18 protein-coding genes and 1 pseudogene are annotated in these 24,665 nt (G+C 46.5%); 9 read left to right on the top strand and 10 right to left on the bottom strand.

Annotated elements, in window-relative coordinates; all coding sequences use genetic code 11:
* The first annotated feature begins 75 nt into the window (after nt 1–75).
* Both H8K52_RS18805 and H8K52_RS18800 read left to right on the top strand, forming a co-directional pair.
* Complete coding sequence (locus H8K52_RS18805) at nt 76–816, top strand: helix-turn-helix domain-containing protein (protein WP_186924452.1); 741 nt, start codon at nt 76–78, stop codon at nt 814–816.
* A 136-nt stretch (nt 817–952) separates the two neighbouring features.
* Nucleotides 953–1,681: a hypothetical protein gene (locus H8K52_RS18800; protein WP_186924451.1), complete on the top strand. Its 729-nt coding sequence runs from the start codon at nt 953–955 to the stop codon at nt 1,679–1,681.
* A 78-nt stretch (nt 1,682–1,759) separates the two neighbouring features.
* On the opposite strand, the gene H8K52_RS18795 is transcribed toward H8K52_RS18800, so the two are convergent.
* The 9 genes and pseudogenes from H8K52_RS18795 to H8K52_RS18755 all read right to left on the bottom strand — a co-directional run bounded on the left by H8K52_RS18795 (nt 1,760) and on the right by H8K52_RS18755 (nt 12,123).
* Nucleotides 1,760–3,541, bottom strand: coding sequence for a M14 family metallopeptidase (locus H8K52_RS18795; RefSeq protein WP_186924450.1), 1,782 nt, complete (start codon nt 3,539–3,541; stop codon nt 1,760–1,762).
* Nucleotide 3,542: 1 nt separating this feature from the next.
* Nucleotides 3,543–5,324, bottom strand: a complete 1,782-nt coding sequence (locus tag H8K52_RS18790) for a M14 family metallopeptidase (RefSeq protein ID WP_186924449.1) — start codon at nt 5,322–5,324, stop codon at nt 3,543–3,545.
* Nucleotides 5,325–5,452: 128 nt separating this feature from the next.
* Nucleotides 5,453–7,576 carry an amidohydrolase family protein gene (locus tag H8K52_RS18785; RefSeq protein WP_246464690.1) on the bottom strand — a complete coding sequence of 708 codons (2,124 nt, stop codon included), beginning with the start codon at nt 7,574–7,576 and terminating at the stop codon, nt 5,453–5,455.
* A gap of 175 nt (nt 7,577–7,751) precedes the next feature.
* Nucleotides 7,752–8,264: a TPM domain-containing protein gene (locus H8K52_RS18780; protein ID WP_186924447.1), complete on the bottom strand. Its 513-nt coding sequence runs from the start codon at nt 8,262–8,264 to the stop codon at nt 7,752–7,754.
* The gene (locus H8K52_RS18775; RefSeq protein WP_186924446.1) at nt 8,264–9,184 is read right to left on the bottom strand and encodes a TPM domain-containing protein; all 921 of its coding nucleotides are present in this window, start codon (nt 9,182–9,184) and stop codon (nt 8,264–8,266) included. The genes H8K52_RS18780 and H8K52_RS18775 overlap by 1 nt, the downstream gene beginning before the upstream one ends.
* A complete protein-coding gene (locus H8K52_RS18770) occupies nt 9,184–9,780 on the bottom strand; it encodes a LemA family protein (protein WP_186924445.1) in 597 nt (198 codons plus the stop codon). Before H8K52_RS18770 ends, H8K52_RS18775 begins: the two co-directional genes overlap by 1 nt.
* Nucleotides 9,781–9,855: 75 nt before the next feature.
* Entirely contained in the window at nt 9,856–10,320 is a 465-nt protein-coding gene (locus H8K52_RS18765; RefSeq protein ID WP_186924444.1) for a NanQ anomerase/TabA/YiaL family protein, read from the bottom strand.
* Between the two features lie 19 nt (nt 10,321–10,339).
* Nucleotides 10,340–11,602 (bottom strand): annotated as a pseudogene (locus H8K52_RS18760) (putative Na+/H+ antiporter).
* A 182-nt stretch (nt 11,603–11,784) separates the two neighbouring features.
* Nucleotides 11,785–12,123 carry a DUF3579 domain-containing protein gene (locus H8K52_RS18755; RefSeq protein ID WP_186924443.1) on the bottom strand — a complete coding sequence of 113 codons (339 nt, stop codon included), beginning with the start codon at nt 12,121–12,123 and terminating at the stop codon, nt 11,785–11,787.
* 426 nt (nt 12,124–12,549) lie between these two features.
* On the opposite strand from H8K52_RS18755, the gene H8K52_RS18750 reads away from it, so the two are divergent.
* Nucleotides 12,550–14,010: a M20/M25/M40 family metallo-hydrolase gene (locus H8K52_RS18750; protein WP_222613844.1), complete on the top strand. Its 1,461-nt coding sequence runs from the start codon at nt 12,550–12,552 to the stop codon at nt 14,008–14,010.
* Nucleotides 14,011–14,323: 313 nt separating this feature from the next.
* Here H8K52_RS18750 and H8K52_RS18745 read toward each other — a convergent pair whose 3' ends face one another.
* The gene (locus H8K52_RS18745) at nt 14,324–15,055 is read right to left on the bottom strand and encodes a YoaK family protein (protein ID WP_186924442.1); all 732 of its coding nucleotides are present in this window, start codon (nt 15,053–15,055) and stop codon (nt 14,324–14,326) included.
* Between the two features lie 793 nt (nt 15,056–15,848).
* On the opposite strand from H8K52_RS18745, the gene H8K52_RS18740 reads away from it, so the two are divergent.
* The 6 genes from H8K52_RS18740 to nagZ all read left to right on the top strand — a co-directional run bounded on the left by H8K52_RS18740 (nt 15,849) and on the right by nagZ (nt 24,487).
* Nucleotides 15,849–18,629: a TonB-dependent receptor gene (locus H8K52_RS18740; RefSeq protein WP_246464688.1), complete on the top strand. Its 2,781-nt coding sequence runs from the start codon at nt 15,849–15,851 to the stop codon at nt 18,627–18,629.
* Nucleotides 18,630–19,064: 435 nt separating this feature from the next.
* Entirely contained in the window at nt 19,065–19,970 is a 906-nt protein-coding gene (locus H8K52_RS18735) for a glucosamine kinase nucleotide-binding domain-containing protein (protein ID WP_343044254.1), read from the top strand.
* Between the two features lie 28 nt (nt 19,971–19,998).
* A complete protein-coding gene (locus H8K52_RS18730; RefSeq protein ID WP_186924441.1) occupies nt 19,999–20,733 on the top strand; it encodes a GntR family transcriptional regulator in 735 nt (244 codons plus the stop codon).
* Complete coding sequence (gene nagA / locus H8K52_RS18725) at nt 20,730–21,860, top strand: N-acetylglucosamine-6-phosphate deacetylase (protein WP_186924440.1); 1,131 nt, start codon at nt 20,730–20,732, stop codon at nt 21,858–21,860. Before H8K52_RS18730 ends, nagA begins: the two co-directional genes overlap by 4 nt.
* Nucleotides 21,853–22,863 (top strand): SIS domain-containing protein, encoded by a 1,011-nt coding sequence (locus H8K52_RS18720; RefSeq protein WP_186924469.1) that lies wholly within the window; start codon nt 21,853–21,855, stop codon nt 22,861–22,863. Before nagA ends, H8K52_RS18720 begins: the two co-directional genes overlap by 8 nt.
* Nucleotides 22,864–22,960: 97 nt before the next feature.
* On the top strand, nt 22,961–24,487 hold the full coding sequence (gene nagZ, locus H8K52_RS18715) for a beta-N-acetylhexosaminidase (RefSeq protein ID WP_246464687.1): 1,527 nt from the start codon (nt 22,961–22,963) through the stop codon (nt 24,485–24,487).
* Nucleotides 24,488–24,665: the final 178 nt, after the last annotated feature.

The raw sequence follows: 24,665 nt of genomic DNA, 5'->3' as shown, positions 1-24,665 counted from the left end.
AAGAATATGGCTTGGACATTGCGTTTTGCGGTGCCTAAATCAAATCAGAAAACAGTAAACTAAAAGGGCACATCCATGAATTTTGGTGACAAATTAAAGCAAATTCGTACGCAGAGAAACATGACTCAACCGCAAATGGCGGAGGCAATTGGCATTGAACAATCCTATTTGTCGAAACTAGAAAACGATAAATCGGTTCCTTCAGCAGATATGTTTCAAGCGATTTTGCGATCCTTGGACATGGATCCCAGAGAATTTCTGAAGGATATTGATCGCAAAATTCTGCAGACTTCGCTAAAGCAAATTCCCGAAGTCGCTGCTTATTTGAATACAAGCATGATCGTTAAGACACACAGCGTTAAGCAGTGGCTGTTCGGGTCAGCATTCTCTTGCATTTTGGGTTTTGCTTTTCTACTGGGTGCCAACGAAGGCATCTTTTTTTCCAATAATTTGTATAAGTATGAATCACCGGGTGTGTTTCTGAAAAATGAAGCAGAGGATGTATTTGAACAATTTGAAAAAATTCTCAATATGAAGTTTGGCGCAAAAATCGTTACATCCGAAGAAGCATCGCGGCAGCTTGCTGAGTTTAACGAGAAGCGAAAACGCCCATTGGTGGTGGAGAAGAGCCGTGATTATGGCACTGTCTTCTATGAGGATGTTGAGGGAGGTCGGCGTAAATTTGATCGAGTTCATGTGACCTATGTCCGTTCTTTTGAGAATCGGGTTTTACAGTTTATGGGTGGCCTATTCATTTTTGCAGGAATTTTAGGGTTCTTTATGGAATGGCGACTACGCAAACTCCAAACGCAGTAATTTCTACATATTCTTTAGAGTCTCTTTCTTTTAACTCGGTTGTTTAATTTCTAGATTTGGCCCAAAAAAAACATTGGGTCAAACTTTATTCGGTCTATTAAATTTCGTTTCACTTTTCTATTTTTTAAGGAAAACCATGTCACAACTCAGAACTTTCTTTGCAGGTGCAACGACGATGGCAGTAGCCCTAGCTGCCGTGTTTGCTTTAACTGGCGCGAGAGAGCCAGCTAAGCATGAGCGATTTGATGAAATTACTGTGGGCAGGATTAATATCGTTGAGCCCGATGGTACAAAGCGCATGGTAATTTCTAATCGTGCTCAATTTCCAGGCGATTTCCATCAAGGGAAAGAAGGCGCTCGTCCAGATCGTCGTAGTTTTGCGGGAATGATTTTTGTGAATGAAGAAGGTACCGAAAATGGTGGTTTCATTCAAAAGGGAAGCATCGGAGAAAATGGAAAAATCGATGCAGGTTTATCGTTAACATTTGATCGTTTCCGCCAAGATCAAGCTTTGCAATTAATTAGTACCGATAGCGCAAATCATCAATCGACCGGGATACGCATTAATGATGTGCCCATGTATAAAACGACGTCATTGGATGACATGAAGAAATTTGCAGCTGAGGCGGAGAAATTGTCGGCGGCCGAGCAAGCGGCATATTGGAAAAAATTGACCGACGAAGGCCGTCTTTCTGAAAATCGGATCTTTCTCGGTAATACTAGAGATAAGGGTTCTGCTTTAAGCTTGAAAGATGCAAAGGGGCGCACTCGCATCATGCTCGTGGTGAGCGCTGCTGGGCAGGCTGAGATTCAGATGTTGGACGAGGCGGGTAAAGTGGTGAAGAGCATTACGCCTGGTAATTAAAAACAGTTTTGTAAAAAGAGCCACCATGCAACTGTCATGGTGGCTCTTTTATTTGGTGCAGACTTATTTCAGGCTGACTTATTTTAAACTTATTTTTTGGCTCAATTTGCCACCTTTAATACTATCGTAATTGACGACGATATCACCGCCATTGCTCTCCACTAAAAAGAACAAAGTTGTGTTTCCAAAACCTGGAACACCATCCACCATTAACCGTTCTGGTCGGTTGTGTTGTAAATCAATTTGCTGGGTGTACGGATTGCGCACGATACCGCTGGAAATGACTTTGCCGTGATTGACGGTGGCTAGATCGACACGATGTAATTTATTCGCGATAACGATACTGCTGACGCTAGGAATCGCACGTTCGTTAATCAACGGTAATTCGACGTGCCACAAATTTGCGCCTACTTTTTTGACAGTCGGCTCTAAGAAGCGTAGCTTCGGCACGTTCATCGCATTGAGTAGTACAAAGGCGGCATTGCGATGTGTTTCTTCTTCCAGCATCCAGCCTTCTGGCATACGACCCGTATCTTGACGCCAGCCGCCGATTTCTATCTTGCCGTATTGCGGATGATCAGCTTCTTTGAATGGAATGAATTGGCGGCCAAAGGTCAACATATCGTTCCATTTAACTTGATCGTAACCTTTCGGTCCGGTTGGCGCAGGACGCACCGGATCGCCGACTTTGGGTGCTGGGTCAAATCGGATGATATTGTTATCGTCCATTACGCGACCGAACAATTCAGGCACAAAACCGAAAGCGCCAACTACGCCGTAGAAGTGATCGGTGGTGCTGCCGTAAGCGGTGTATAGATCACGCCAAGTAATCATATAGCTATAGCCTGGCATCATTTTTTCACCTTCGCGACCGAGATAATCGAAAGTGCGATTATCAGCGGCACTGACGGGTGTTTGTGTCGGTGAACCCGGACCGCGCAAAATCATGCGGCCCGAGTTGTGAAAGCTGATGACGCTCGAGACTTCCAGATGATCGAGCGCCCAATTGGCGATACTGCGTGTTTCTGGAATCTGTAGTGGATAATCAGTCGCGCCATTTTGAATATAACGCGGTGCCCAGTCATAGCCCCAAGTACGATTTGGATCGGCATAGCCAATACTGTCTTCCCCCATTAAGCCATCACCATCTTGATCAACGCCTTCTTGGCCGAGTAACAAATAGTCACCGAGTTCTCCTGGCTCTAAGGGAAGTAAAACGCGTGGATCTTTTGGATCTAGCTTACGGTTACCCATGCCCATTTGGACTTTTTTTCGCATGCTAGTGATCACACCGTCCTTGTTGATATCGACGGGGCCATCTTCGTCAACTTTACCATCGCGGTCGTCATCAAACGGCCATGGTGACGAGCGTGGATAACTTGCCGTGGCGGGTTCATCAAACCATTTGGCGCGACTATCCGGGCTGACACTAGGCACAAAGTACAGAGTTGAGCGATCAACTGTTTCGGTAATCTTGTCTAGCTTGCCGTAATTCTTGAGGATGTAATCAATGGTGTAGAGGACCGTATCGGCAGCTTGTGCTTCATTGGCATGGATCGCACCATCGACATAGGTAGCGGGTTTATCACCAGCTTTGCCAGTCTTTTCATTGTTGATGGTTAGCATCCACATATCGGTGCCGGCCGCGGTTTTGCCTAAACTTTTTACTGTCACCAGATTCGGATAGGCAGCGGCATAGGCCTTCATGTATTCCACAATTTCTTTATTGTGATGAACACGATTGAAATGCGGTTGCGGTGCTTTGGCAGTATCGGCAAAACTAGGTGCTGCGAACAATGCGCAAGCAAGGCCGATGGCGCTGAGTTGAATTTGTCTTTGGGTTTTTATTGTCGTTTTCATCTCAGTTCGCCTTTCCTAAAGTAATCGTTGTCAGTGCTTGTCCAGCCTGGTTTGTCCATAGACCAACGTTAACCGTGCTACCGCTTGCACCTTTCACTAACCATTCGCCTTTAATTGTGCTAGATGGCTCTAAACGTTCTGCGGTTGTTGCACGATTTAAAGTGAGCGCGGTGACGCCTTTGCCCGGACGCATTTCTAAGCGCACAGGGAGTTTGTTGCGCATTCTGGTAGCTAACTTACTGTGGGTTGGGAATTCACCTTGCATGCCACCGATGACGGTGATCTGCCAGACGTCGTCGCCTTTGGCGATGGCTTTGGTTTCTAATATTTCCAGTTGCGCGAGTTTTTCGCCCCAGCTTAAGATTTGTTCGGTGTGGACTTTTAAGGCAGGTTCTAATACTTTGGCAGCTGGAGTGTATTGAGCATAAGGATCAGTGCCGCCGACTTCAACTTCAGTACCGTCAGGGAGTTTTACTTTTTTCCAAGCGATGATAGATTCTGGTGAGTTGCTGGTCAGATAGCTGATCAGATCTTTTTCAGCATCGCTCGCTTTTGCTGCAGGATTGGCACCGCTTGGGCGCGCTGGGTTTCCGCTTACGTTGGCGGCAGAGGTTGACCCAGGGGCAGCTGCAGGAGCTGCATTGGCTTCCGGTGCGCTAGCTTTGGCAACTGGTGCACCCCAAACATCTAACTCGATAGTTTGTACGCCATAGTGGAAGTACAACCAATTTGCGAGGCTACCTTTGCCAGTTTGTTTGGCGCTGCGCTTGCTGTCCAATCCCGCCTGATCTATGGATTTTTTGTAGGCTTCACCTAAGTTGGCTAGTACCTTCAGATCATCGGCTTCGAGTTTGTTGGCTTCAGCCGCAGGTGTTGCACCAGGTGGAGTGATGCGATCAAAACCATTTGGCGCGGATAGCAATTGATTAGCCGGGCCAAACACAACTGCCATGGCAATATTCTTGTGAGAAAGCACCGCATCCATCGTCGCTTTGGTTTCTGGCGTCACCCCGGGCCAGGCACCTGCACTTGTGTCTGCCACAGGAAAACCTGCAGGAAAATTACGATCAGGGTGAATGCCGCCGATGCCGTCTTCGTTATACGTGCCATCTTTGTCGTCGTCTTTACCTTCGATAAACACGCGATGGGTACCACGTTCGCCTTTGCTGATATCGGCTTTAATCATGCGGCGGGGGTCTTTCGGATCGACAATCATGTCGCCGCTAGGATCTTTAATTCGTATCTGCGTGATGATGCCATTACCATCGAGGTCATCATCGCCGTCTTCTGCGACTAAGCCATCAAGGTCGCGATCGAGTTTGCCGTCGTTACCTGCGCGTAATTGGCGCGGCATAGCGAACAAACCATTATGAGCGTCTGGATTTAAGATAGGCGCAACATAAATCGTTCTCTTGGATAATAGGTCTTCATGCTTTTTCTCATTGGAGTTTGCCAAAGTCTCGATCAGATGCATGGCAGCTTCAGAACCAGCATTGTGAAATCCGGCGATATTGGCACCTACAAATAAAGCAGGGCGCTTGTCTGCGTTGACTTTGCCTGCGCCTGCAATTTGTACGAAATACAGCGAGCGGCCGCCAGCACTTTTACCCACGGCTTGCAGCTTGATACGCTCAGGATGTTTTTGCGCGAGGCTTTGTAATTGTTTTTCTATCGTTTCAAAGTTGCGATAGTCGGTGTTGGCGGCGAAGCTTGATAGGGATGTTGCTCCCAGACATAAACTTAAACTGAGTTGTATTACGGATTTTTTTAGTGGTCTTACCATGTCACCCTCCATTGGAAATGTGGGTTTATGACCGTTTTACTTGATTTTTAGTTCAAATTTTAGAATTGCATTTCGGATTGCAATATGCTGACAGACTGCACTAGCCTGCCAGCGTCTTGTTACATGCTTTAGTCGTGACGTGCTGTGCCGAAATATCGCTGCATGGCACCTTCATTGATACCGATGGCATTGCTTGCCGATACCGGTTTTAAGGCTTTTAACTCGGGTTTGCTATCGACAAAGGGTTTGATCCCCATGTTTTGGTGAATCTCGCTTGGATAGATTAAGTAGCCACGTGTGATGACTGCTGACACTTTGCGCACATCCTCAATATTTTTAGTGGGATCACCATCGACCAAAACCAAATCTGCCAATTTACCAACGGAGATAGAACCACGCTCGTTTTGGGTGCGGGTATAGATAGCGCCGTTACGGGTTGCGACTTGTAGCGCCTGCGCTGGTGTCAATCCGGCTTTCACCAATAGCGCCAATTCAGAATGCAAGGTAAAACCTGCTAATTCATCGGTACCTGCCACGATGGGGACGCCTGCTTTGTACAAACGACCGACGAAATCGACCATCTTGGCATAGGATTTTTCATAGCGCTTATGCGTGGCGTCATCTGCAATTTTCATGGTGCCAACCGAGAAACCTCGACGCACATCAGGCGGCATGTGATCGGCGATGGTGGCGAAGGGTTCATTGATCGTGCCATCTTGTTGACGCAAAAAAGAGAAGGTCGCTAGCGTAGGATCGATCGCAATTTGCTTCGCTTTTAAGCGGGCGATAAAGTCTTTCACAGGCTTAGAATCGAAATCCAGATCAGCCGTTTTTTCAGATGGCAAAATGAAGCGATCTAGCGTGCGGGTATCGGTTTTGGGTGTCGCTAAAAAATTCAACATCACTTGATTGATATGTTGAATCTCGTCGTAGCCAGCATCCAAAGCTTCAAATGCGCGCAAACCAACAGGGATGTGACCGGAGACGCGCATGCCTCGCGAGTGGGCGTAAGCAACGGTGTCTTTCAAAATTTCTTTAGGAAAGGAGTTGTAAATCTTCAGTTGTGGATAGCCATGTTGCGCATACCAGTCGATCGCATTCTTGGCTTCTGCCAGGTTTTTGATCACAAAACCATTATTGGCAGAAAATGGACTTTCACCTTCCAAAAATCCCGTTGGGACGACTTGTGGTCCTAGCAAATCACCTTTATTAACTTCATCGAGAATCAATTGCATCTGTGCATTGTCATTACCCATATCGCGTACGCTAGTGACGCCAGCAGCGATATTTAAACCACCATCCCAACGTCCAACGTGACCGTGCATATCAAATAAACCTGGTAACAAAATACGACCTGCCGCATCGATTTCGGAGGTCGCACCGCGCACTGGCGAGCCTGCTGGCAAAATTGCGGTGATACGACCACGCAATACATAGACATCGGATGCCGCGCCGACTTTGGCTTTTTCACTGTCGAAAATGCGGGCATTACGAATCACGGTCAAACCAGACAAAGGGTGTTGTAATTTTTTTGCCCAGTCGACTAAGACTTTGCTTTCGGCTGCTTTTTGAAAATTGGCCATCGCGTCGCCATTTGCTTGCCAGCCTTCTTCTATCGCTTTCATGTAGCCAGGAATGACTACGGCGAAGAGGCGGGGATTGTCGCCCGTTGTTGCCCAGGCAAAGCTAGGTGAAAGGCCTATACCGGTTTGCGCAATTAACTGCACGGTTTGTTTTTTGTCGCCATTGACGACTTCTAGTTCACCGATTTTGCTTTGCGATAGCGTACCGGATGGAAGTAACTGTAAATGTTTGTTAGTAGAATTTGCTAAGGCGCTAATTGAGATTGATCCAATGGCAAAAGAGCTATTGAGTGGAATATATAGGGCCGAGCCACTGACGGTTTTGCTGCCTTTTTCTGATGTCGATTTCCATTCTGCTTTATCACCTACGCGCTTATAACTTTCATTGATTACCGCGCCAAAGGTCGAGTTACCCGTGACTTTGTAATCGGTAAGTAAACCATCTGCACCTAAGCGAAATTCTTCGTTCAGCTCAGGGCCGCGACCATTGTCTTTGAATATGAATCTGACTTTATGTAAGCCGCTATCGTCGCGTTGCACCATTTGCTCGCCAGCTTGTTTGCCGTTTTCGACGAAGATTAAATATTTGGTAGTTTGAGTGTCAGCGAAGGCGCTGGCGGCGTACAGTGCCAATAGGCTAGATGCAAGGATAGTCTTGACCATTTTCATGAGCATGCTCCAGATCGAATTGAGATTTTGTCGAAGAAAAAAACGAAAAACAACGCGGCCACTGTAGCACGGACATTGGTGCTAGCAGAACGACTTTGGGATAAACGGGAAAATGGTGTGGGCAAAATGCAAAAATGGCAGATCACTGGTGTGAGCTGCCATTGGTGAGACAAGTTTAGGGAATGAAGATCAACTCATTACTGAGTTCATCAGGGTTGTCTGCCAAGAGATCGATAGGGTAGTGAAGACGAAGTAGATTGCCAAATTGCTGTAAAGCTTGTGTTAGGCCATCGACCACATGTTCGGCACCAAGTTGGTTTTGCAATTGCTGACAAATTTGATCCCATTGAGCTTGCTCAACGCGTTTGGCTATGCCACGATCCGCGATAATTTCTATCTTTCTCTCGGAAAGCAAGAGGTATAACAAAATGCCCGAGTTTTCTTCGGTATCCCATACCTGCAAATCTGCAAACCAAGCGATGGCACGTTGACGTGGTGAGATTTTGTTGATCACCATCGTTAGCGGCATTTGAGATTCGATGACTAATCGAATCTCACCTCGATGACCGCCTTCGGCTTCTGCAATATGATTGCTGAGCAGCTTTCTATTTTCGGAATTGAAGTGCTGGCGATAAGGATTGGGTAAGAGTTGTGAGCGCAGATTTTTCCATAGTCGATTATTGTCCATTACCAATCTCCCGAGGCGCCACCGCCACCAAAATCACCACCGCCACCACTGAAACTGTCGTTATCACTACCACCTCCGCCACTGCCACCGCCACCGCCGAAACCACCAACGGCACCGCTTTGCAAGACTGCACCAGCAATATCCCAAAAGATTCGGCTTGATAATAGGCTAACCAACACAATCATCAACAATCCGGCTAGTAAAGCCATGACGATTGGTGTCCCTGCAAACATCGCCGCCACTGCGCTGCCTAAACCTAGTCCACCACGTCCTAGCCATGGACCCAGGACTTTACTGAGTATTAAACCAACGATCAATAAACCTAACCACACTAATGGATGAAGTCCCAAGATGCTGACATCGTTGTTGTAGTTGGCAGAGTGGCCTTGACTCGGTGGTGGGGCTGGTAGCGCTTCACCATCGATCACAGCACTAATCTTGTCGACGCCTGCATTGATACCGCCAAAGAAATCATTTTGTTTGAATGCAGGACGTACAAATTCACGAATAATTCTGGCGCTGGTGACATCAGTTAATGCACCTTCCAAGCCCCGGCCGACTTCAATTCGAACTCGTTTATCATCTTTTGCGATCAAAAAGAGTACACCATCGGCAACACCTTTACGCCCTAGCTTCCATTCGTCGACCACACGGATAGAAAACTGTTCTATCCCTTCCTCACCTGTCGTGGGGATTATCAGCACCGCAATTTGACTGCCTTTGGATTTCTCTAGAGCGGTCAATTTTTTCGCCAGTGTTTCCACCTGCTCAGCGCTCAGGGTTTGCGTCAGATCGGTAACACGTTTCGATAGCTTGGGGACGGGAATTTGTTCGGCAATCGCAGCGCTACTCCCTAGCGCGAAACAGATTGGGAGTAGCAGTACGATACAGAAGGCAGCGAATGACTTCAGCTTCAACATTATTTTTTACCAAAGTCAACTTTAGGAGCAGTGGACAAAGCTTTTTCGTTTTCAACAGTAAAGTTCGGTTTGACATCCATGCCGAACATTTTTGCCGTCAAATTGCTTGGGAAGGAACGGACCGTGACGTTGTAAGTTTGAACTTCCTTGATGTAACGATTGCGTGCCACTGTGATGCGATTTTCCGTGCCTTCCAATTGTGAGGATAAGTCACGGAAATTATCGTTGGCTTTCAAAGCTGGATAATTTTCTGAAATCATCATCAAGCGCGACAACGCAGATGTCATACCAGCTTGTGCTTCTTGGAATTTTTTCAGTGCTTCTGGATCTTTAGCCAGCTCTGGTGTCATTTGTATGCTACCGACCTTTGCTCGCGCTTCGGTTACACCTAGCAAGACTTCTTTCTCATGATCGGCGTAGCCTTGTACGACCTGCACGAGGTTAGGTACTAAATCGGCGCGACGTTGGTATTGATTTAAAACTTCTGACCAAGAGGCTTTGACTGATTCATCTTGAGTTTGCAACGTATTGTAGCCACAGCCAGTTAAGCTTGTGATGCTAGTAATTAAGGCGATGATTAACAGTAAGCGTTTCATTGTGATGACTCCTAAAAAAATAAGAAAATAAAGAACTTGCGCAGCATACCTCAGAGTGTCTGCGAAAATCTTCGGTTATTTGGACAAAATTTTGATCACAACTTTTTTTATGGGCATGGATTGATTTACGGCACGACAAGGGCGGTGTAATTCGCCGGGGAAAAATACTGCGTACATGCCAGGCGTTAGCACGATCCGCGTCTCGTTGAGTTGCGCTGGTACGAAGGCGATATCACGCTCTTTCAAAAAATCATCGCACGGCACTAAGCTCGGATTGGCGGGCAAAAAACCTAAGGCTTCCTCGCCACTCAATAGACATTGCACATCGATATGACGGGCATGAAATTCTGGTAAGCCTGTATCCCAATTTTGCGTGATGGGGTCTTGCACGATGGCGAACATACGCTCGCCATCAATCGGGTATTTTCCGGGACTTATTTTGTTGTAGTCGGTATCGCGCAAATGTTGTAGAACCCGCTCAATGTCGGCAGAGGCCGATGATTGCGTTGTGGAAGCCTGATGTAAATGACCAATAATCATATCGTTCGAATAAAGAAAATCAGAGTATTCTGAAGGCGAGTGCAGCCACCAAGGTTGGCACTGCCGCTGCTAATAATAGCCCAATAGGATGAATCGCTTCATCCTCAAGGCTCCCTTTTAAAATCGCAAAACCAGCGGGATTTGGTGCGTTTGCGATGATCGTTAGACCACCACCTGTAACCGCGCCTGTCACCAATGCATATTTAAAACTGTCTGATAACCCTTCGACCAAGGAACCGAGATAGGTTAAGGCCGCATTGTCAGTGAATGCGGTCAAGATTGTGGCACCGTAAAACACCTGATCACTACTCATACTCATCAGCAGCGGTTGCAACTACCATTGTTGCTGTCCGCCCAATACCACTAGGCCAGCAAGGAAAAAGGCGACAAGTAAGCCTTCGCGCAAGATCAATCGATCTTGGTATCGTTGGTAGGCTTGGGTAATGCCGAGAAAGAATAAAAAAAGCCCCATAAAGATCGCTGGATGGTGAGCAAATATGACGACGCCGATCAGGAATAAAAAGTGAGTGACCGTGAGTGCCAGTGGCACGCGCATTTCTTCATTTGCTGATTGATTGCGTGGCAAATGAATTAGTTCTCGGTAAAAAATACCCGCCATGATTAAAGTATTGACGCTCACCGCAATCGCCGCTTTCCAGCCAAATGCGGACATCATGTAGTTGATATCCCAGCCCCATTTGCCTGCGACCATCAAGACGGGCGGTGCGGCAAATGGCGTGAGTGTTCCGCCTATCGATATATTGACAAATAACAGTCCTAGCGTCGCGTATTTGAATCGTGTCGACACTGTTTTCGAGAAAAAACAATCAAGGATGATTAACGCCGCTAAGGTCATGGCCGCTGGCTCGGTAATAAAGGAGCCGAGTAAGGGGACAAAAATCATGACGATCATATACAGGCCCAAACTACCTGGCAGTGGCAATATGTTTGCCAACAAGCCGACAGCTGACATCGCAGTTCGAATGATTGGACGCGTACCGGCGATCACCATAATGGCGAATACAAACATGGGTTCCGTGAAATTGCGCGTATCGATGTAGCTTGTTGCTGCTTGCGAGCCCTCTAGCCCAAAAATTGCCAGCACTAAGACTAAGGCCCAAAAACCAAATACAACTTCAACTTCCCCAAGTAAGTGCCAGAGGCCAGCATGGGACGGTTTGGCATGTGCTAATCGTTCAAAGAATTTGGTGGAGAAAGTGTGGATGATCGCAATCGCAAATAACGCTGCACCGATCATTTGGACGTGACTTGGGTTGGACATGTGTTTCCTGAAAGATTTTTGTAAGCCCTTGGTGTATTGATTGTAGCCTAGTCTTTTATCAATGCTTCGATTTATCGAAAGCATCGCTTGGGATTATGGATAGGGAAATTGAGCCTAGGGAATCGTTTTGATGACAGAACGAGCTCAAGCAGTGAAGACTTAGTATGAATGGAGTGGAGATCTTAATTCTTTGATGGAATCGGATCAGGTAACAAGCAGGCATCGACAATTTGTAAGTCATTGTCTTTGGCAAAGCTCATCACAAAATGAAACGCTAGAGGCTCTATTTCGCGTAAGGCTTCATTGACGACAACCGAACGCACGCCGTTTAGGAGAATTGGTCGTACGTAAGGGGAGTATTGTAGATGAGCGTTGCGGCCACCTTCAGGACGAAAACATGACATTGCGCCACACAAACGTTCGGCCCAGTCGCTAGGGCGGAATTGTTTGCCATCACTGGTGAGCCCTTGGATAAAGAACTCACGTTTTGGTGTCGAAGCTGATTTGGCTATATCGGTCATGGGTTCCGCGTACAAAAACGACTTTGGTGCAGTGTTGAAATTCAGGTTCAATTAATACCTTCGAGTTACGATGAATCTAACTAATTGAAGGTATGAGATTGTAGCCTACCTATGTATTATATCTTATAGAAGACTTGAACTAAAACTGGCTAAAAAATTTCTTTAATGCAATACTGCTAAGTATAGCCGATAATCGCTGACTGTAAAGTAAAGCGCGAAATTTAGAATCGTTTTATAGGAAAGCTGTTTAATATCAATACTTTACTCGTTTACCTTGGATGTGTGTGGTCTCTCTGTTTTTGCTTAGGCACATTCTACAAGACATAAACCAAGGAACTTTGCCAGCGATCACTTGTCTGTAAAGCATGCCGTTCTGTGCGGCATTTCATTTTTTAAAATAGAAAAAACAATCAGTAAGGGAAAAGCATGTTTAATCATCAAGGTTTAAAGGGATTAAAACAAACCGCATCAACTGCAATTGTGACACTGTTACTTAGTTCGGCTTTGGTAACGCCAGGATTTGCCAATGACAGCGCGAATAAATCGGTCGTATTTACCGAAAAAGAAATGCAAACCGCCGCGTGGATCAGAGATGCTGCGCGCGCTGACAACATGAGTTACAAAATTTTGGAGTCGCTGACCACGGAAGTCGGTCCCCGTATGGCTGGTAGTCCTGGCGATGCGCGCGCAGTGGCTTGGGCAGAAGCGAAATTTAAGGAGCTGGGCTTTGATAAAGTATGGAAGGAGCCAGTGACTTTTCCAGCTTGGAAGCGAGGTGTCGAAAAAGCAGAAATTACCGCACCATTTCAACAGCCGCTAGTTATCACAGCCCTTGGTAATACAGTCGCGACGCCAGATCAGGGTATTACCGCTGAGTTGGTTGAGTTTGCAAGTTTGAAGGAGATGATGCTCGCCCCGTCAGAGCGGATTCGTGGAAAAATCGTTTTCATCAATCACAAAATGCAAAGCTCAAATGAGTATGGTCTGGTCGTGCCGGGGCGTTCAAAAGGTGCATCTGAGGCCGCTCGTAAAGGCGCTGTCGCCATTGTGATTCGTTCGGTTGGGACGGATAGCCATCGATTTCCACACACTGGCGTGATGACCTACGATGCGGATGTGGCGCAGATTCCTGCAGCTGCGATGTCCAACTCTGATGCCGACATGGTGGCACGTATGATCAAACGCGGGAAGCCGGTGAGTCTCAAACTCGAAATTAGCGCTAGCGCTGCAGGTAGCTATACTTCTTATAACGTCATTGGTGAAATGACCGGAACTGAATTGCCCAATGAGTATGTGTTGATCGGTGGGCATTTAGACTCGTGGGATTTAGGCACAGGTGCGATTGATGATGGTGCAGGATGTGCCATTACCATGGCCGCCGCAGAATTCATCAAGCGTAATGGCATTAAGCCCAAGCGTAGTATTCGCGTGGTCTTATTTGCCAATGAAGAGCAAGGTTTGTTTGGCGGTAAGGCCTATTTGGCGGCGCATCAGACCCAAATTTCAAAAATACAGGCAGCAGCGGAAGCGGATTTAGGGCAAGGGCCGGTCACGAAAATGGCATCTTTCGTTCGCGCTGAGGCTCTACCTTTGGTCAAACAAATGCATACGGTTTTGGCGCCTTTAGGCATTGAACCTGGGGACAATAATGCGTTTCCTGGACCCGACATGGGCGATTTGAGAATGGCTGGCGCGGCTAGTTTTGGCTTGGCGCTCAAGGCGGATGATTATTTTAATTTGCACCATACGCCAGACGATACGTTTGACAAGATTGAGCCAGCCAGAATCAATCAGGCAGCAACAACCTATGCGGTGTTTGCGTGGATGGCGGCACAGGCGCCGATCTCATTTGGTTCTGGAGTGGAATTGCTAAAAGCCTCGAAGTGAGTCTGCTAAACACCTTACTCAAGTAAGTCAGATGCGACGATGCGACATTGATTTTGAATTGCATGTCGTTCGATGATGTGATCTTGCAAAAAATGGCAAGGCGATGTTCCGCTTTGCCATTCTTTTTTGAGCCGGTTTAACCCAGAATTTCCATTTGGATTTGAGACGATGGTGGATGCACTTTTCTAGGCAGTTTTTACGTGAATGAGGCGAAAATAGCGAGCTATTTGCAACGAAGAACGAAAAAAATGACCGAAAATGCGCCGCCAGCGTTCAAATAGCGTCGAAGACGCGCCTAATGGAAAATCTGGGTTTAATCCGTAATGACAGGTGCCAGAGCAAGTGCGACCAAAGCCAATGCTAGCGGAACTGTGGCGATGAAGCCAAAATACTTAAACCCTGCAGCACCCATAACTGCACCAAGCGCAAACGACGTCACTAACTGTAAATGGAGTTTGAGTTTTTGTCGGTTGACAATTACCATCATCTCTTCGCCATGCTTCACATCTCGATTCCAGTACAGTAGTTTGCCAAGTTCTATACCTATGTCGGTCACTAATCCGGTGACGTGCGTGGTACGGATTTCTGCGTGTGATATTTTAGTAATGAGTGCGTTTTGTAAGCCCATCATAAAGCACAACAAAATGGCAGTAAACGAGACGGTAATCATGGCGTGTTGTAGTAAACCTCTACCCAACATGCCGAAAATTAACAGCAAAATAGCTTCCAATAGCAGGACAGGCGCATAAATAAAGCGGGCGAAATTTCTTTTCGCATAATTGATGATCAGGGCTGTTGTTGCCGCTCCGCAGACAAAAGATAACAGCATAAAAAGTGCCGCGATTGCGGGCATCGTCCGTCCCAAAATTAAATTATCGGCGGCGCTCGAAAGCAAGCCAGTCATGTGGGACGTGTATTCGCCCACAGCAAGAAATCCCCCAGCATTCAATGCACCAGCGATCCAGCATAGTGTCACGCCTAAATGCAAGTTCGCTTTTGGACTGCGTTTGGGTGAAGTAAGTTTGGCTAAGTAGTGTTTTGGCATGGGTCTATTTCGTAAATCTGAGCATCAACTTAGTCGATTGGCTTCGCTTAATCGGCTCGTACTCTTAGTGTAATCGAGTCTGAGCTTAAGAATTACGAACGCAAGCGGATTTTTAATTTGGCGCATCAAGTACGTGCTGGAAAGCAGTGCAAATACCTATTTGTACTGCTTTATTGTCAATGAAAAGAACATTAAATTAACTTTTCAGCAATCTTATTTTGTAAATATTTGCGCAATCGCGATCGAACATCCACAAAACAGCAAGGCAAATGCCAAATGCAGACCTTTCCTCGAAATGGTATGTTGGATTGAGTCAACATACCATTCCTGATATTCCATGAAAATTTATTGATAATCGTCTTTTAAAACAATTGCTTAGAGTTATTTTGTGTGTTTAATAGCTAATACCAATCATCAAAATCCTATAAGACCAATTAAATTAAATTAATACCACATGGATACCGCTTGACAATTGGTATTAGCAAATCTAAAGTGAAGTCTCTTCGAAAATTTATTTGTTTGGCTTGCATAGAGTTTTTTAGCTTGAGATGCGGTGTCATCAGTAGTCCTGTGGGGGGAGTTTCCGAAGTCGCATCCATTGCGTTTGAAGTTTGAAAGTCTGTGCTTGGATTGAATGGTTTTTTGTGGATTGCATGGTGTTGAATGGTCCTTGCAAATTTGATTCAAGTGTTTTGAATTGTTTCTAAAGAAGTTGGTATTCGCGCACAGCAGATTTTGGGTTTGAAAAATGCTGAGTATTGAATGTTTTTTTATGGAAGTCTTGGGGGAATAAATGAAAAGTAATTTGAAACCGAGTTTGACGCCAATCGCATCAGCGGTTGCTGTTTTGGCGATGACCGTTGCCATGTCTGCGCAGGCGCAACAAGTTGATGCGAAGAAGGATGACACTCAGCAAATCACGGTGACTGGTGTTCGTGCGTCAATGCAACAGTCCTTGAATCAAAAACGTAATGCAGAGTCGCATGTCGAAGTGATTACTGCCGAAGATATCGGTAAGATGCCTGATAAAAACGTTGCGGATTCATTGCAACGCGTTTCCGGTGTCACGACTAGTTCTGCGTCTGGTAATGAAGGTGGTTTCGACGAAAATGATCGCGTCAGTATGCGCGGTACTAATCCAAGTTTGACGCAAACATTGATCAATGGCCATAACATGGCTGCTGGTGATTGGTTTGTATTGAATCAGTCTGGTGCAGGCGTTGGTCGTTCAATCAGCTATACTTTGTTGCCATCTGAGTTGGTTGGTCGTATTGAAGTCAATAAATCCTCACAAGCAAGTTTGGTTGAGGGTGGTGTTGCAGGTTCGATTAACGTCATTACTCGCAAACCTTTGGAATTCAAAAAGCAATTAACTGCTGAAGCTTCTCTTGGTGTTGTTTATGCAGAGTTGCCTAAGAAAACAGATCCGCAATTGAGTGGTTTGATCAATTGGAAAAATGATGCCAATACATTTGGTTTGATGATTCAGGCGTTCTCTGAAAAGCGCAGCTTGCGTCGCGATGGTCAGGAAATTTTAGGCTGGTCTCAAATTAAAGCCGATAGTGCCACGGCTAAAACAAATCCAGATCTGTCGGGTGCTTACTATCCTAGTTTGATGGGTGCCGCTTTGTTTGAGCAAACACGTCATCGTACTGGTGGCTTGGTGAGCGCACAGTTCAAACCAAGTAATGAGTTTGATGTCGTGTTGAGTGGTTTCAGCTCTAAATTGGATGCGGCTAACTATAACCGTAACTACATGTTTTGGGGGGCAAACGTAATTAATGCTGGCAATGGCCAAACTCCAGAGGCTGGCTACACCGTCGCAAATAATAATGGCGTAAAGACGCTGACAAGTGCAACTTTTAAGCCAGTTGCGGGCACTACTTATGGCGTTTATGATCAAATTTCCCGTCCTGATGCAGGTTCAGAAGTTAATTTCTTCAGTGCCGATGCGACTTGGAAAGCAAATGCTGATTTGAAGTTCAACGGTCAGTTAGGTACATCTAAAGCTAAAGGCAAAACTCCAACGCAAGACGTTGCAGAATGGAATGTTGGAATCGGTTCTGGTGCCTCATATCGCATTAACGGTGTCGATAATGCCGCCGATTGGAAATTGGGCAATACGAATTATGGAAGTCGTTCCAAAGATACATTGGGCTGGGTATTTGGTTATCAAAATACTTTGGTCAATGATGAAGAGTCTTGGCTCAAGTTGGATGGTGAGTATCAACTTGACGCTGGCGTCTTTACTTCTTTGAAGTTTGGTGCACGTGCTACAGAGCATAAGCGTGATAGCGGTGCTGCCTTGGGTCAGGGGCCTGGATGTAAGAATGCTGCAGGTACTCAAGCTCCTTGGGATTGGTCGCAATCGAGCTGGTGCCCAGTTGGTACTGTAGCGCAAAACGATCCAGCTAAGTTTCCATCAACAGTTAGTCAGTATCCTTCTAATTTCGGTTCTGGCTTAGGCGGTAACTTCCCATCGAATATCTGGTACTACACACCAGCGCAATTGGCTGAATTCAACAAGTACTCTAATCGCGATAATAACGGTACGCGTTTAGATTACGGCACACAGTTTGCTCTGAAAGAAAATGTGAACGCATTCTATGTTCAGGGAAATATGGAAGGTGAGGGTTGGAGTGGTAATGTTGGTATGCGCTTCGTGCAGACGAAAGAAAGCGTAATTTCTACTAAGACTGGCCCAGGTCCGGGCCAGAAAACTTCAGATTTTGGTACGTTTCATTTTGAGAAGAGTGACAATACTTATAATGATGTGTTGCCAAGTTTGAACCTCCGTTTTGATGTGCAAAAAGATTTAGTCGCTCGTGTTGCTGTCTCGAAGACAATGACGCGTCCTGATTTTGGTGCGTTGGCAAGTGCAATCAGTTTAAGTCCACCAGCTAGCGCTACTGTTCCTGGTAGCGGCAGCGGTGCAAATCCTAATTTGAAACCAATTCGCTCAAATAATTTTGATGCTTCATTAGAGTGGTACTTTGCTCCACGTGCTCTGCTCTCAGGAAGTGTTTATTACATGAATTTGACTAGCTATGTCGGTATCGGACAGGAAACTCAGAATCACTTGACAGAAAGCGCAGTAATTAAGGAAGCTAAAATGTATCCTTATGTAATGAGTGTTCCAATCAATACAAGTGCTAAAGTTAAAGGTTTTGAACTAGGCTACGAGCAGCCGATTGGTGCCAATTTTGGCGTAGCAGCAAACTATACTTTTGCTGATGCCAAAGATGCGAAAGATCAAGAAGTGGTCGGTGCTTCTAAGAACACTTATAACTTGAGTGGCTACTATGAAGATGATACGTTCAATGCGCGTCTGTCTTACAGTTACCGTTCTGCGTTCTACAGTGGTTTGGATCGTGAAACAGCATTTTCACAAGATGCGACAGGTACTGTGTCTGCCTCCTTGGGTTATAAAATCAATGAAAACTTCGCGCTTTCATTCGATGCACATAACTTGAATAAGCCAACTTTGAAGTATTTTGCTTTGAATGAAAATCAACCACGTTCTATCTATCAAAGTGGTCGTCAGTATTATTTGACACTGCGCGCGAAGATGTAATTTGGGTCTAGTCATCATGATTGAGGTGATGACTAGTTTCATTTGTCAAAGCAAATGAAAAGGGTGACGAGGTCAGTATGCTTCGTCACTTTTTTTTCAGTTCAATTTATACCTAATCATAATGATTCCAAACTGTGGGCAAAAAACGAGTACGAATTCCGATTGAGAAGTTTGATTTTTTATTTCAGCGTCCGTTCAGCATTAATTAGAAGTTAGCGCGATTTGGCAGAGGTAAAAAATGATAGTTCTCTATTTTGTGGAGAATGTAATTCAAAAGCCTTTAAGTTGTTAAGGATTCGAAGTTGTTTTCAAATTATTTGAAATACCACTTAAATACCTATTGACATCCACTTTGGAAACTCTTAAAGTGTTTCTATGTTTGAATTTATGTCTTTAGTCTGTCATTAGGCAGTGCATTTTGGCTTGGAATATACCGTGAACGCAGCTCAGCAAATAGAACAACAAACGCAGTTTCACTACCTCATTGGTGTTGACGGTGGTGGTACCGGAACACGCGTCTTAGTGGTCGATCGATTTGGCACAGAATTGGCACGCGCCAATGCAGGGCCATCCGGATTAATGCATGGCGCTACTGCTGCATGGCGCTCCATTCTAGCAGCAATCGAAAGCGCTTTTGCTGAAGCTGGCTTACCTGTCCCAGAACTAAATCAAATGGCCATCGGCTGTGGATTGGCAGGCGTCAATAACAAGCAGTGGGCGATTGAGTTTGTGGCCGCAAATCCTGGTTTTGCTGGTTTAGTTGTCGAGACCGATGCGGGTACCACTTTGCTGGGCGCGCATCGGGGCAAGCCTGGTGCCATTATTGCTCTCGGTACTGGTAGTGTCGGTGAGGTGATGCAGGCTGATGGTACTCGTCGTGAAGTTGGTGGGTGGGGATTTCCTTCCAGTGATGAAGCTAGCGGTGCATGGATGGGGTTGCGTGCGATTAACCACGTGCAACATGTTTTAGATGGTCGTAGTCCTAGCGATGAATTCGCCACGGCGATTGTGGATTTTTGCGGAGGCGATAAGGATGCCGTTTTTGCTTGGTTAGGCGGCGCAACACAAACGAAGTTTGCGCAATTGGCTCCCATCGTGATTCAGTATGCTGGAAGTAATGCGAAAGCACGCTCTATCTTGTTAGAGGCTGGGCTAGAAGTCGAGAAAATGGCAAACGCACTTGATCCAAGTGGTATTATGCCGATCGCCTTATGTGGCGGTTTGGCCGAAGCGATTTGGGCCTATCTGCCAGAAACATTATTGCAGAGAGTGATGAAACCTTTAGGCGACTCTGCTGTTGGTGCGCTCATTTTGGTCAAAAACCAATTTATGAAGTCGTAGTGCAATCCGGATATTCAAAGGAAAAACAATGCTGGCACAACTGCTCGATTTTAAACCCGATGGCGATAATTCCACGCCGCTCTATTTGCAATTGGCAAATAAATTGGCGAACGGCATCCACAATGGATATTGGCAACCTGACGAGGCTCTCCCATCTGAACGCGTCCTTGCAGAGACTTTAGAAATTTCTCGAGTCACAGCACGTAAAGCAATTGAGATGTTGTGTGAGCGAGGATTGCTCACGCGTAAGCATGGTTCGGGAACTTACATCACACCGAAACTGGAACAACCGCTATCGCGCTTGACGAACTTTAGTGAAGAGTTGCGTCAACGTGGTTTTATGCCAGGTTCTCAATGGCTGTCACGTGATACTGGCGTGGCTTCACCGGAAGAAATTTTGTCTTTGGGATTGTCTCCACATGCGGTGGTATCTCGTTTAAAACGTTTGCGTACAGCTGACAACGTGGTGATGGCGATTGAGAGCACAACGATTCCGAATTTATACTTGCCCAATCCAAAATTAGTTACAGATAGTTTGTATGGCTATCTCGACCAAAATAACGTCGCGCCAACGCGCGCGTTGCAGCACATTCGCGCTGTCAGTGCAACTGCAGAGCAAGCAAAATTAATCGGTTTGAAACAGGGAACGGCAATGCTGTTGATCACGCGTGTTGGCTACTTGGCGAACGGCGCGGCGGTGGAGTTAACGCATTCGTTTTGCCGTAGTGATTATTATGACTTCGTGGTGGAGCTGTTTAGATGAGTTCAGTACGGCAAAATAAGCAGCAAATTGAAGGTAATGTGTTGACGCCACAAGGTTGGGTGTCGGGTAGCATTTCATTTACTGAAAAAATTCAAGACATTCAAGGTGCTTCGGTCGATCCGAGCTTGAATGACGCTGTGTATATTTTGCCGGGTTTTATCGATTTACATGTCCATGGCGCCGGTGGTAAGGACACGATGGAAGCGGGTGACGCAGTTGAAGTGATCGCCAAGATGCACGCGCAGCACGGCACAACCAGTATGTTGGCTACCACCATGACGGCACCGATGTCGGATTTGGAAAGCGCGTTGCAAGCATTGGCTGGCGTGTGCCAGCAACGCAGTGCAGGTGCTGCTCGTGTTCTTGGTGTGCATTTGGAAGGGCCTTACATCAACCCAGGAAAATTAGGCGCGCAACCTGATTTTGCCCATGCGGGTTCATTGGCACAGGTACAGCAACTCGATGCGATTGCACCGATTAAATTGATTACTTTGGCTCCAGAAGTTGAAGGTAACCTGGCGATGGTCAAACCTTTGACCGAACTAGGCATGCGGGTACAGCTTGGTCATACCTTAGGGACTTATGAAGATGGCGTGGCCGCTTTAGAGAATGGTGCGAGCAGTTTTACCCATTTGTACAATGCCATGTCGCGACTCGATCATCGCGCACCGGGTATGGTGGGAGCGGCTTTGGCACACGCGAATTTTGCCGAAATTATTCCCGATTTATTGCATGTGCATCCGGGCGCGATACGCGCTGCGATGCGCGCGATTCCGAAGGTTTATTGTGTCACTGATTCGACGTCTGCTTCAGGCATGCCGGATGGCGAATATATGCTCGGTCGCCAAGTTGTGCACAAATGTCTGGGCGGTGTGCGCTTGGCTGATGGCACCTTGGCGGGTAGCACCCTGACGATGGATCAGGCTTTAAGAAATTTAGTCAAGATAGGTTTAGAGCTAGACGATGCTTCTAAACGTGTTTCTACCTACGCAGCAGATTTTTTAGGATTATCTGATCGCGGCCGTCTGCAAGACGATGCTTATGCAGACTTAGTAGTTCTTGATCGGGATTTGAATCTAATTGCTGTTTATATCGAGGGAGAAAAAATTGAGCTCAAAGATGCTTAAAGAGGCGTGTTCGTCTGGGGAATTTGTCGCTGCGCAGTTAAGTCAAGATCGTGAACGTTTAGTCGAATTGGGACAGTTTTTGCGTACAACGCCACCTTCATCGGTGGTGACAGTCGCGCGCGGTAGTTCTGATCATGCCGCCAATTACGCTGCCTATTTGATCATGGCACGGCTCGGTCATATTGTGGCATCCTTGCCGATGTCTTTGGTGACTTTGAATAAAGCGCCATTGCAAGTGAAGAACGCTTTGGCGATTGCGATTTCTCAATCTGGTCAAAGCCCTGATGTGGTCGAACCGATTCGTTATTTCCGTGAGCATGGTGCGACTACGGTGGCCTTGGTCAATGATGCTACTTCACCTTTAGCACAGGGCGCACAATGGACTATGCCTTTGCACGCAGGACCAGAATTAAGCGTGGCAGCAACCAAGAGTTTTATCACGTCTATGGTGGCAGGTGCGCGTCTGGCAGGTCATTGGCAAAATGATCCGGCATTTTTAGCCGGTATCGAAGAATTGCCGCAGGTATTGCAAGCAGCAACACAACTCGATTGGTCGAATGCGCTGGATGTGTTGGTACCAGCTGAACGTATCATGGTAGTTGGTCGTGGTATTAGCTTCTCTGTGGCCTTGGAATCTGCGTTGAAATTTAAAGAAACCTCAGTGATTCAGGCTGAAGCCTTTAGCGGTGCAGAAATTAAACACGGTCCGATGGCGTTGATTCACGATGGTTATCCATTACTGATTTTTGCAACGCGTGGACCTGCACAAGCTGGTTTGATTGCGCTGGCAGAGGAAATGCGCGGACGGGGTGCGAATGTGTTGTTAGCAGCGCCTGCCGACGTGAAAGAACGCAATCTGACCTTAGCAACAGCGGCAACGCCAGATCTCGATCCGATTGCGGCGATTCAATCTTTCTATGTCATGGCGGCACAACTCTCAGTAGCGCGCGGATTAGATCCAGATAAGCCACGTCATTTGAGCAAAGTAACGAAGACAAACTAGTCAAAATAAGCGGGAAATCAAACAATGTGATTCCCGCTTTTCTTTTGAAAAATTTTAACTGTAGTGAATTTTTTCTATTCCACTATTTGGAAAAGCAATGAGTGATTTAGCGACAAACATGATCAGCAAAGAAGAAGCGCGCCGTATTGCTGGACAGTCCATCATGATACGGATGCCTGAAACCGTGTTGAGTGAAGGCATGGCGAACTTTATTCGCGAAAACCACATTCGCGCAATTTGCCTATTTCGCCAAAACATGGTGAATCAAGAGCAGCTCACAAAACTAACCACTGACCTGCGTGAAGTGATGGGGCCTGAAGCCTTGATCGGGATTGATCAAGAAGGTGGCGCCGTGGTCAGAGCTACGTGGGTGCCGCAACCGCCGGCAGCGATGTCTTTGGGTGCCAGTGGTGATCCTGAGTTATGTCGGCAAGTGGGCGCCGCAGTGGCGCGAAGTGTCAAAGCACTGGGATTTAATTGGAATTTTGCCCCCGTATTGGATTTAAATAATAACGTCAATAACCCAGTGATTTCCGAGCGTTCGTTCGGCGCTGATCCAGTACGTGCACATCAATTGGCGAGTGCCTGGATGGAAGGCAGTTTGGCCGAAGGCGTCGCTTGTTGCATTAAACATTTTCCAGGACATGGAGATACGCATGTTGATTCACATCGCGATTTGCCAAAAGTGGATAAGTCACGCGCCGAGCTGGATGCGCTTGAATTAGCGCCTTTTAAGGCGGCCGCAAAAAATGCGCCGGCCATGATGACGGCTCATATTGTGTATCCGCAAATCGACCCAGAGAATCCAGCGACCATGTCCAAGACCATCTTGACGGGCATTTTGCGCGATGAGTGGAATTACCATGGTGTTGTGATTACCGATGGTATGGATATGCACGCGATCGCTGGACGATATGGTGTCGGCGCTGCAGCAGTTAAGGCCTTGGCGGCTGGTGCAGATATGGTGATGGCGTTGGGAAATACTGAGACTCAAATTGCAACGTTGGAGGCTCTGACTAATGCGATCGTTGCGGGTGAAATTCCCTATGCAAGTTTACAAAAGAAATTGGCGCGGGTGAGTCAGTTAGCACAAACTTATCCTAGTCTGAGTGGCGAGTATGCTGCACAAACCGACGCTGCTGATCGGGTATTGATGGCACAAGCTTGGCAACGTGGGTTGACGCCTTATCGTCAACCGGTAGCGCCGCAAGTTGGTAGCAAAATTCGTTTGGTGATCAGTGCTGATGTCGTCAGTGATGGGGTGTCGGAGGCTGGTATTCCAGCGCATAAAGTGACAGCCATGTTGGCGCAGATTTACGATGTCGACACCGTGACTTTTGATGATGCGAATACGTTCGATTGGGCAAGCTTGCCACAAGATGGTCGCCCTGTGATGTTGGCATCGACTGTCCGCATTCGTTACAACGCCCATGCGCGTCAAACTTGGAGACCAGATTTGCATTTAGTCTTATGGAATCCGTTTCAAACTTTGGATATCGATGCTCCAGCCTTGATTACATATGGTTTTGCTGAACCTGCAATAGCTGCGGTGGCAAATTGGTTATCTGGTAAGGTAGAAGCAAACGGCCAAGTTCCAGTGGCGAATTTTGATCAGTTGACTTAAGATCTCGCGTCTGTGTTTGTCGCAAACAAAAGCCGGAGAGAAATCTCCGGCTCAGACTGCTGACAAACCCCAAAAGGCCTCGCCAAGTGCGAGGCCTTTTGGTTTAATAGCGGCATGCTAAAAACACCCACACCTTTCCAACACGAATTAGAAATGGTCACCTTGGAACAACTGGTTC

The organism is Affinundibacterium seohonense, assembly GCF_014284305.1.
GTDB classification, from domain to species: domain Bacteria; phylum Pseudomonadota; class Gammaproteobacteria; order Burkholderiales; family Burkholderiaceae_D; genus Undibacterium; species Undibacterium seohonense.
Note: the sequence above shows the minus strand (reverse complement) of the source record. Positions and strands in the feature narration are given on the sequence as shown.

What these genes read in the sequence shown, in the direction of transcription:
- H8K52_RS18805 (WP_186924452.1), top strand. Translation starts at nt 76, where the DNA reads ATGAATTTTGGTGACAAATTAAAGCAAATTCGTACGCAGAGAAACATG.
- H8K52_RS18800 (WP_186924451.1), top strand. Translation starts at nt 953, where the DNA reads ATGTCACAACTCAGAACTTTCTTTGCAGGTGCAACGACGATGGCAGTA.
- H8K52_RS18795 (WP_186924450.1), bottom strand. Translation starts at nt 3,541, where the DNA reads ATGAAAACGACAATAAAAACCCAAAGACAAATTCAACTCAGCGCCATC.
- H8K52_RS18790 (WP_186924449.1), bottom strand. Translation starts at nt 5,324, where the DNA reads ATGGTAAGACCACTAAAAAAATCCGTAATACAACTCAGTTTAAGTTTA.
- H8K52_RS18785 (WP_246464690.1), bottom strand. Translation starts at nt 7,576, where the DNA reads ATGAAAATGGTCAAGACTATCCTTGCATCTAGCCTATTGGCACTGTAC.
- H8K52_RS18780 (WP_186924447.1), bottom strand. Translation starts at nt 8,264, where the DNA reads ATGGACAATAATCGACTATGGAAAAATCTGCGCTCACAACTCTTACCC.
- H8K52_RS18775 (WP_186924446.1), bottom strand. Translation starts at nt 9,184, where the DNA reads ATGTTGAAGCTGAAGTCATTCGCTGCCTTCTGTATCGTACTGCTACTC.
- H8K52_RS18770 (WP_186924445.1), bottom strand. Translation starts at nt 9,780, where the DNA reads ATGAAACGCTTACTGTTAATCATCGCCTTAATTACTAGCATCACAAGC.
- H8K52_RS18765 (WP_186924444.1), bottom strand. Translation starts at nt 10,320, where the DNA reads ATGATTATTGGTCATTTACATCAGGCTTCCACAACGCAATCATCGGCC.
- H8K52_RS18755 (WP_186924443.1), bottom strand. Translation starts at nt 12,123, where the DNA reads ATGACCGATATAGCCAAATCAGCTTCGACACCAAAACGTGAGTTCTTT.
- H8K52_RS18750 (WP_222613844.1), top strand. Translation starts at nt 12,550, where the DNA reads ATGTTTAATCATCAAGGTTTAAAGGGATTAAAACAAACCGCATCAACT.
- H8K52_RS18745 (WP_186924442.1), bottom strand. Translation starts at nt 15,055, where the DNA reads ATGCCAAAACACTACTTAGCCAAACTTACTTCACCCAAACGCAGTCCA.
- H8K52_RS18740 (WP_246464688.1), top strand. Translation starts at nt 15,849, where the DNA reads ATGAAAAGTAATTTGAAACCGAGTTTGACGCCAATCGCATCAGCGGTT.
- H8K52_RS18730 (WP_186924441.1), top strand. Translation starts at nt 19,999, where the DNA reads ATGCTGGCACAACTGCTCGATTTTAAACCCGATGGCGATAATTCCACG.
- nagA (WP_186924440.1), top strand. Translation starts at nt 20,730, where the DNA reads ATGAGTTCAGTACGGCAAAATAAGCAGCAAATTGAAGGTAATGTGTTG.
- H8K52_RS18720 (WP_186924469.1), top strand. Translation starts at nt 21,853, where the DNA reads ATGCTTAAAGAGGCGTGTTCGTCTGGGGAATTTGTCGCTGCGCAGTTA.
- nagZ (WP_246464687.1), top strand. Translation starts at nt 22,961, where the DNA reads ATGAGTGATTTAGCGACAAACATGATCAGCAAAGAAGAAGCGCGCCGT.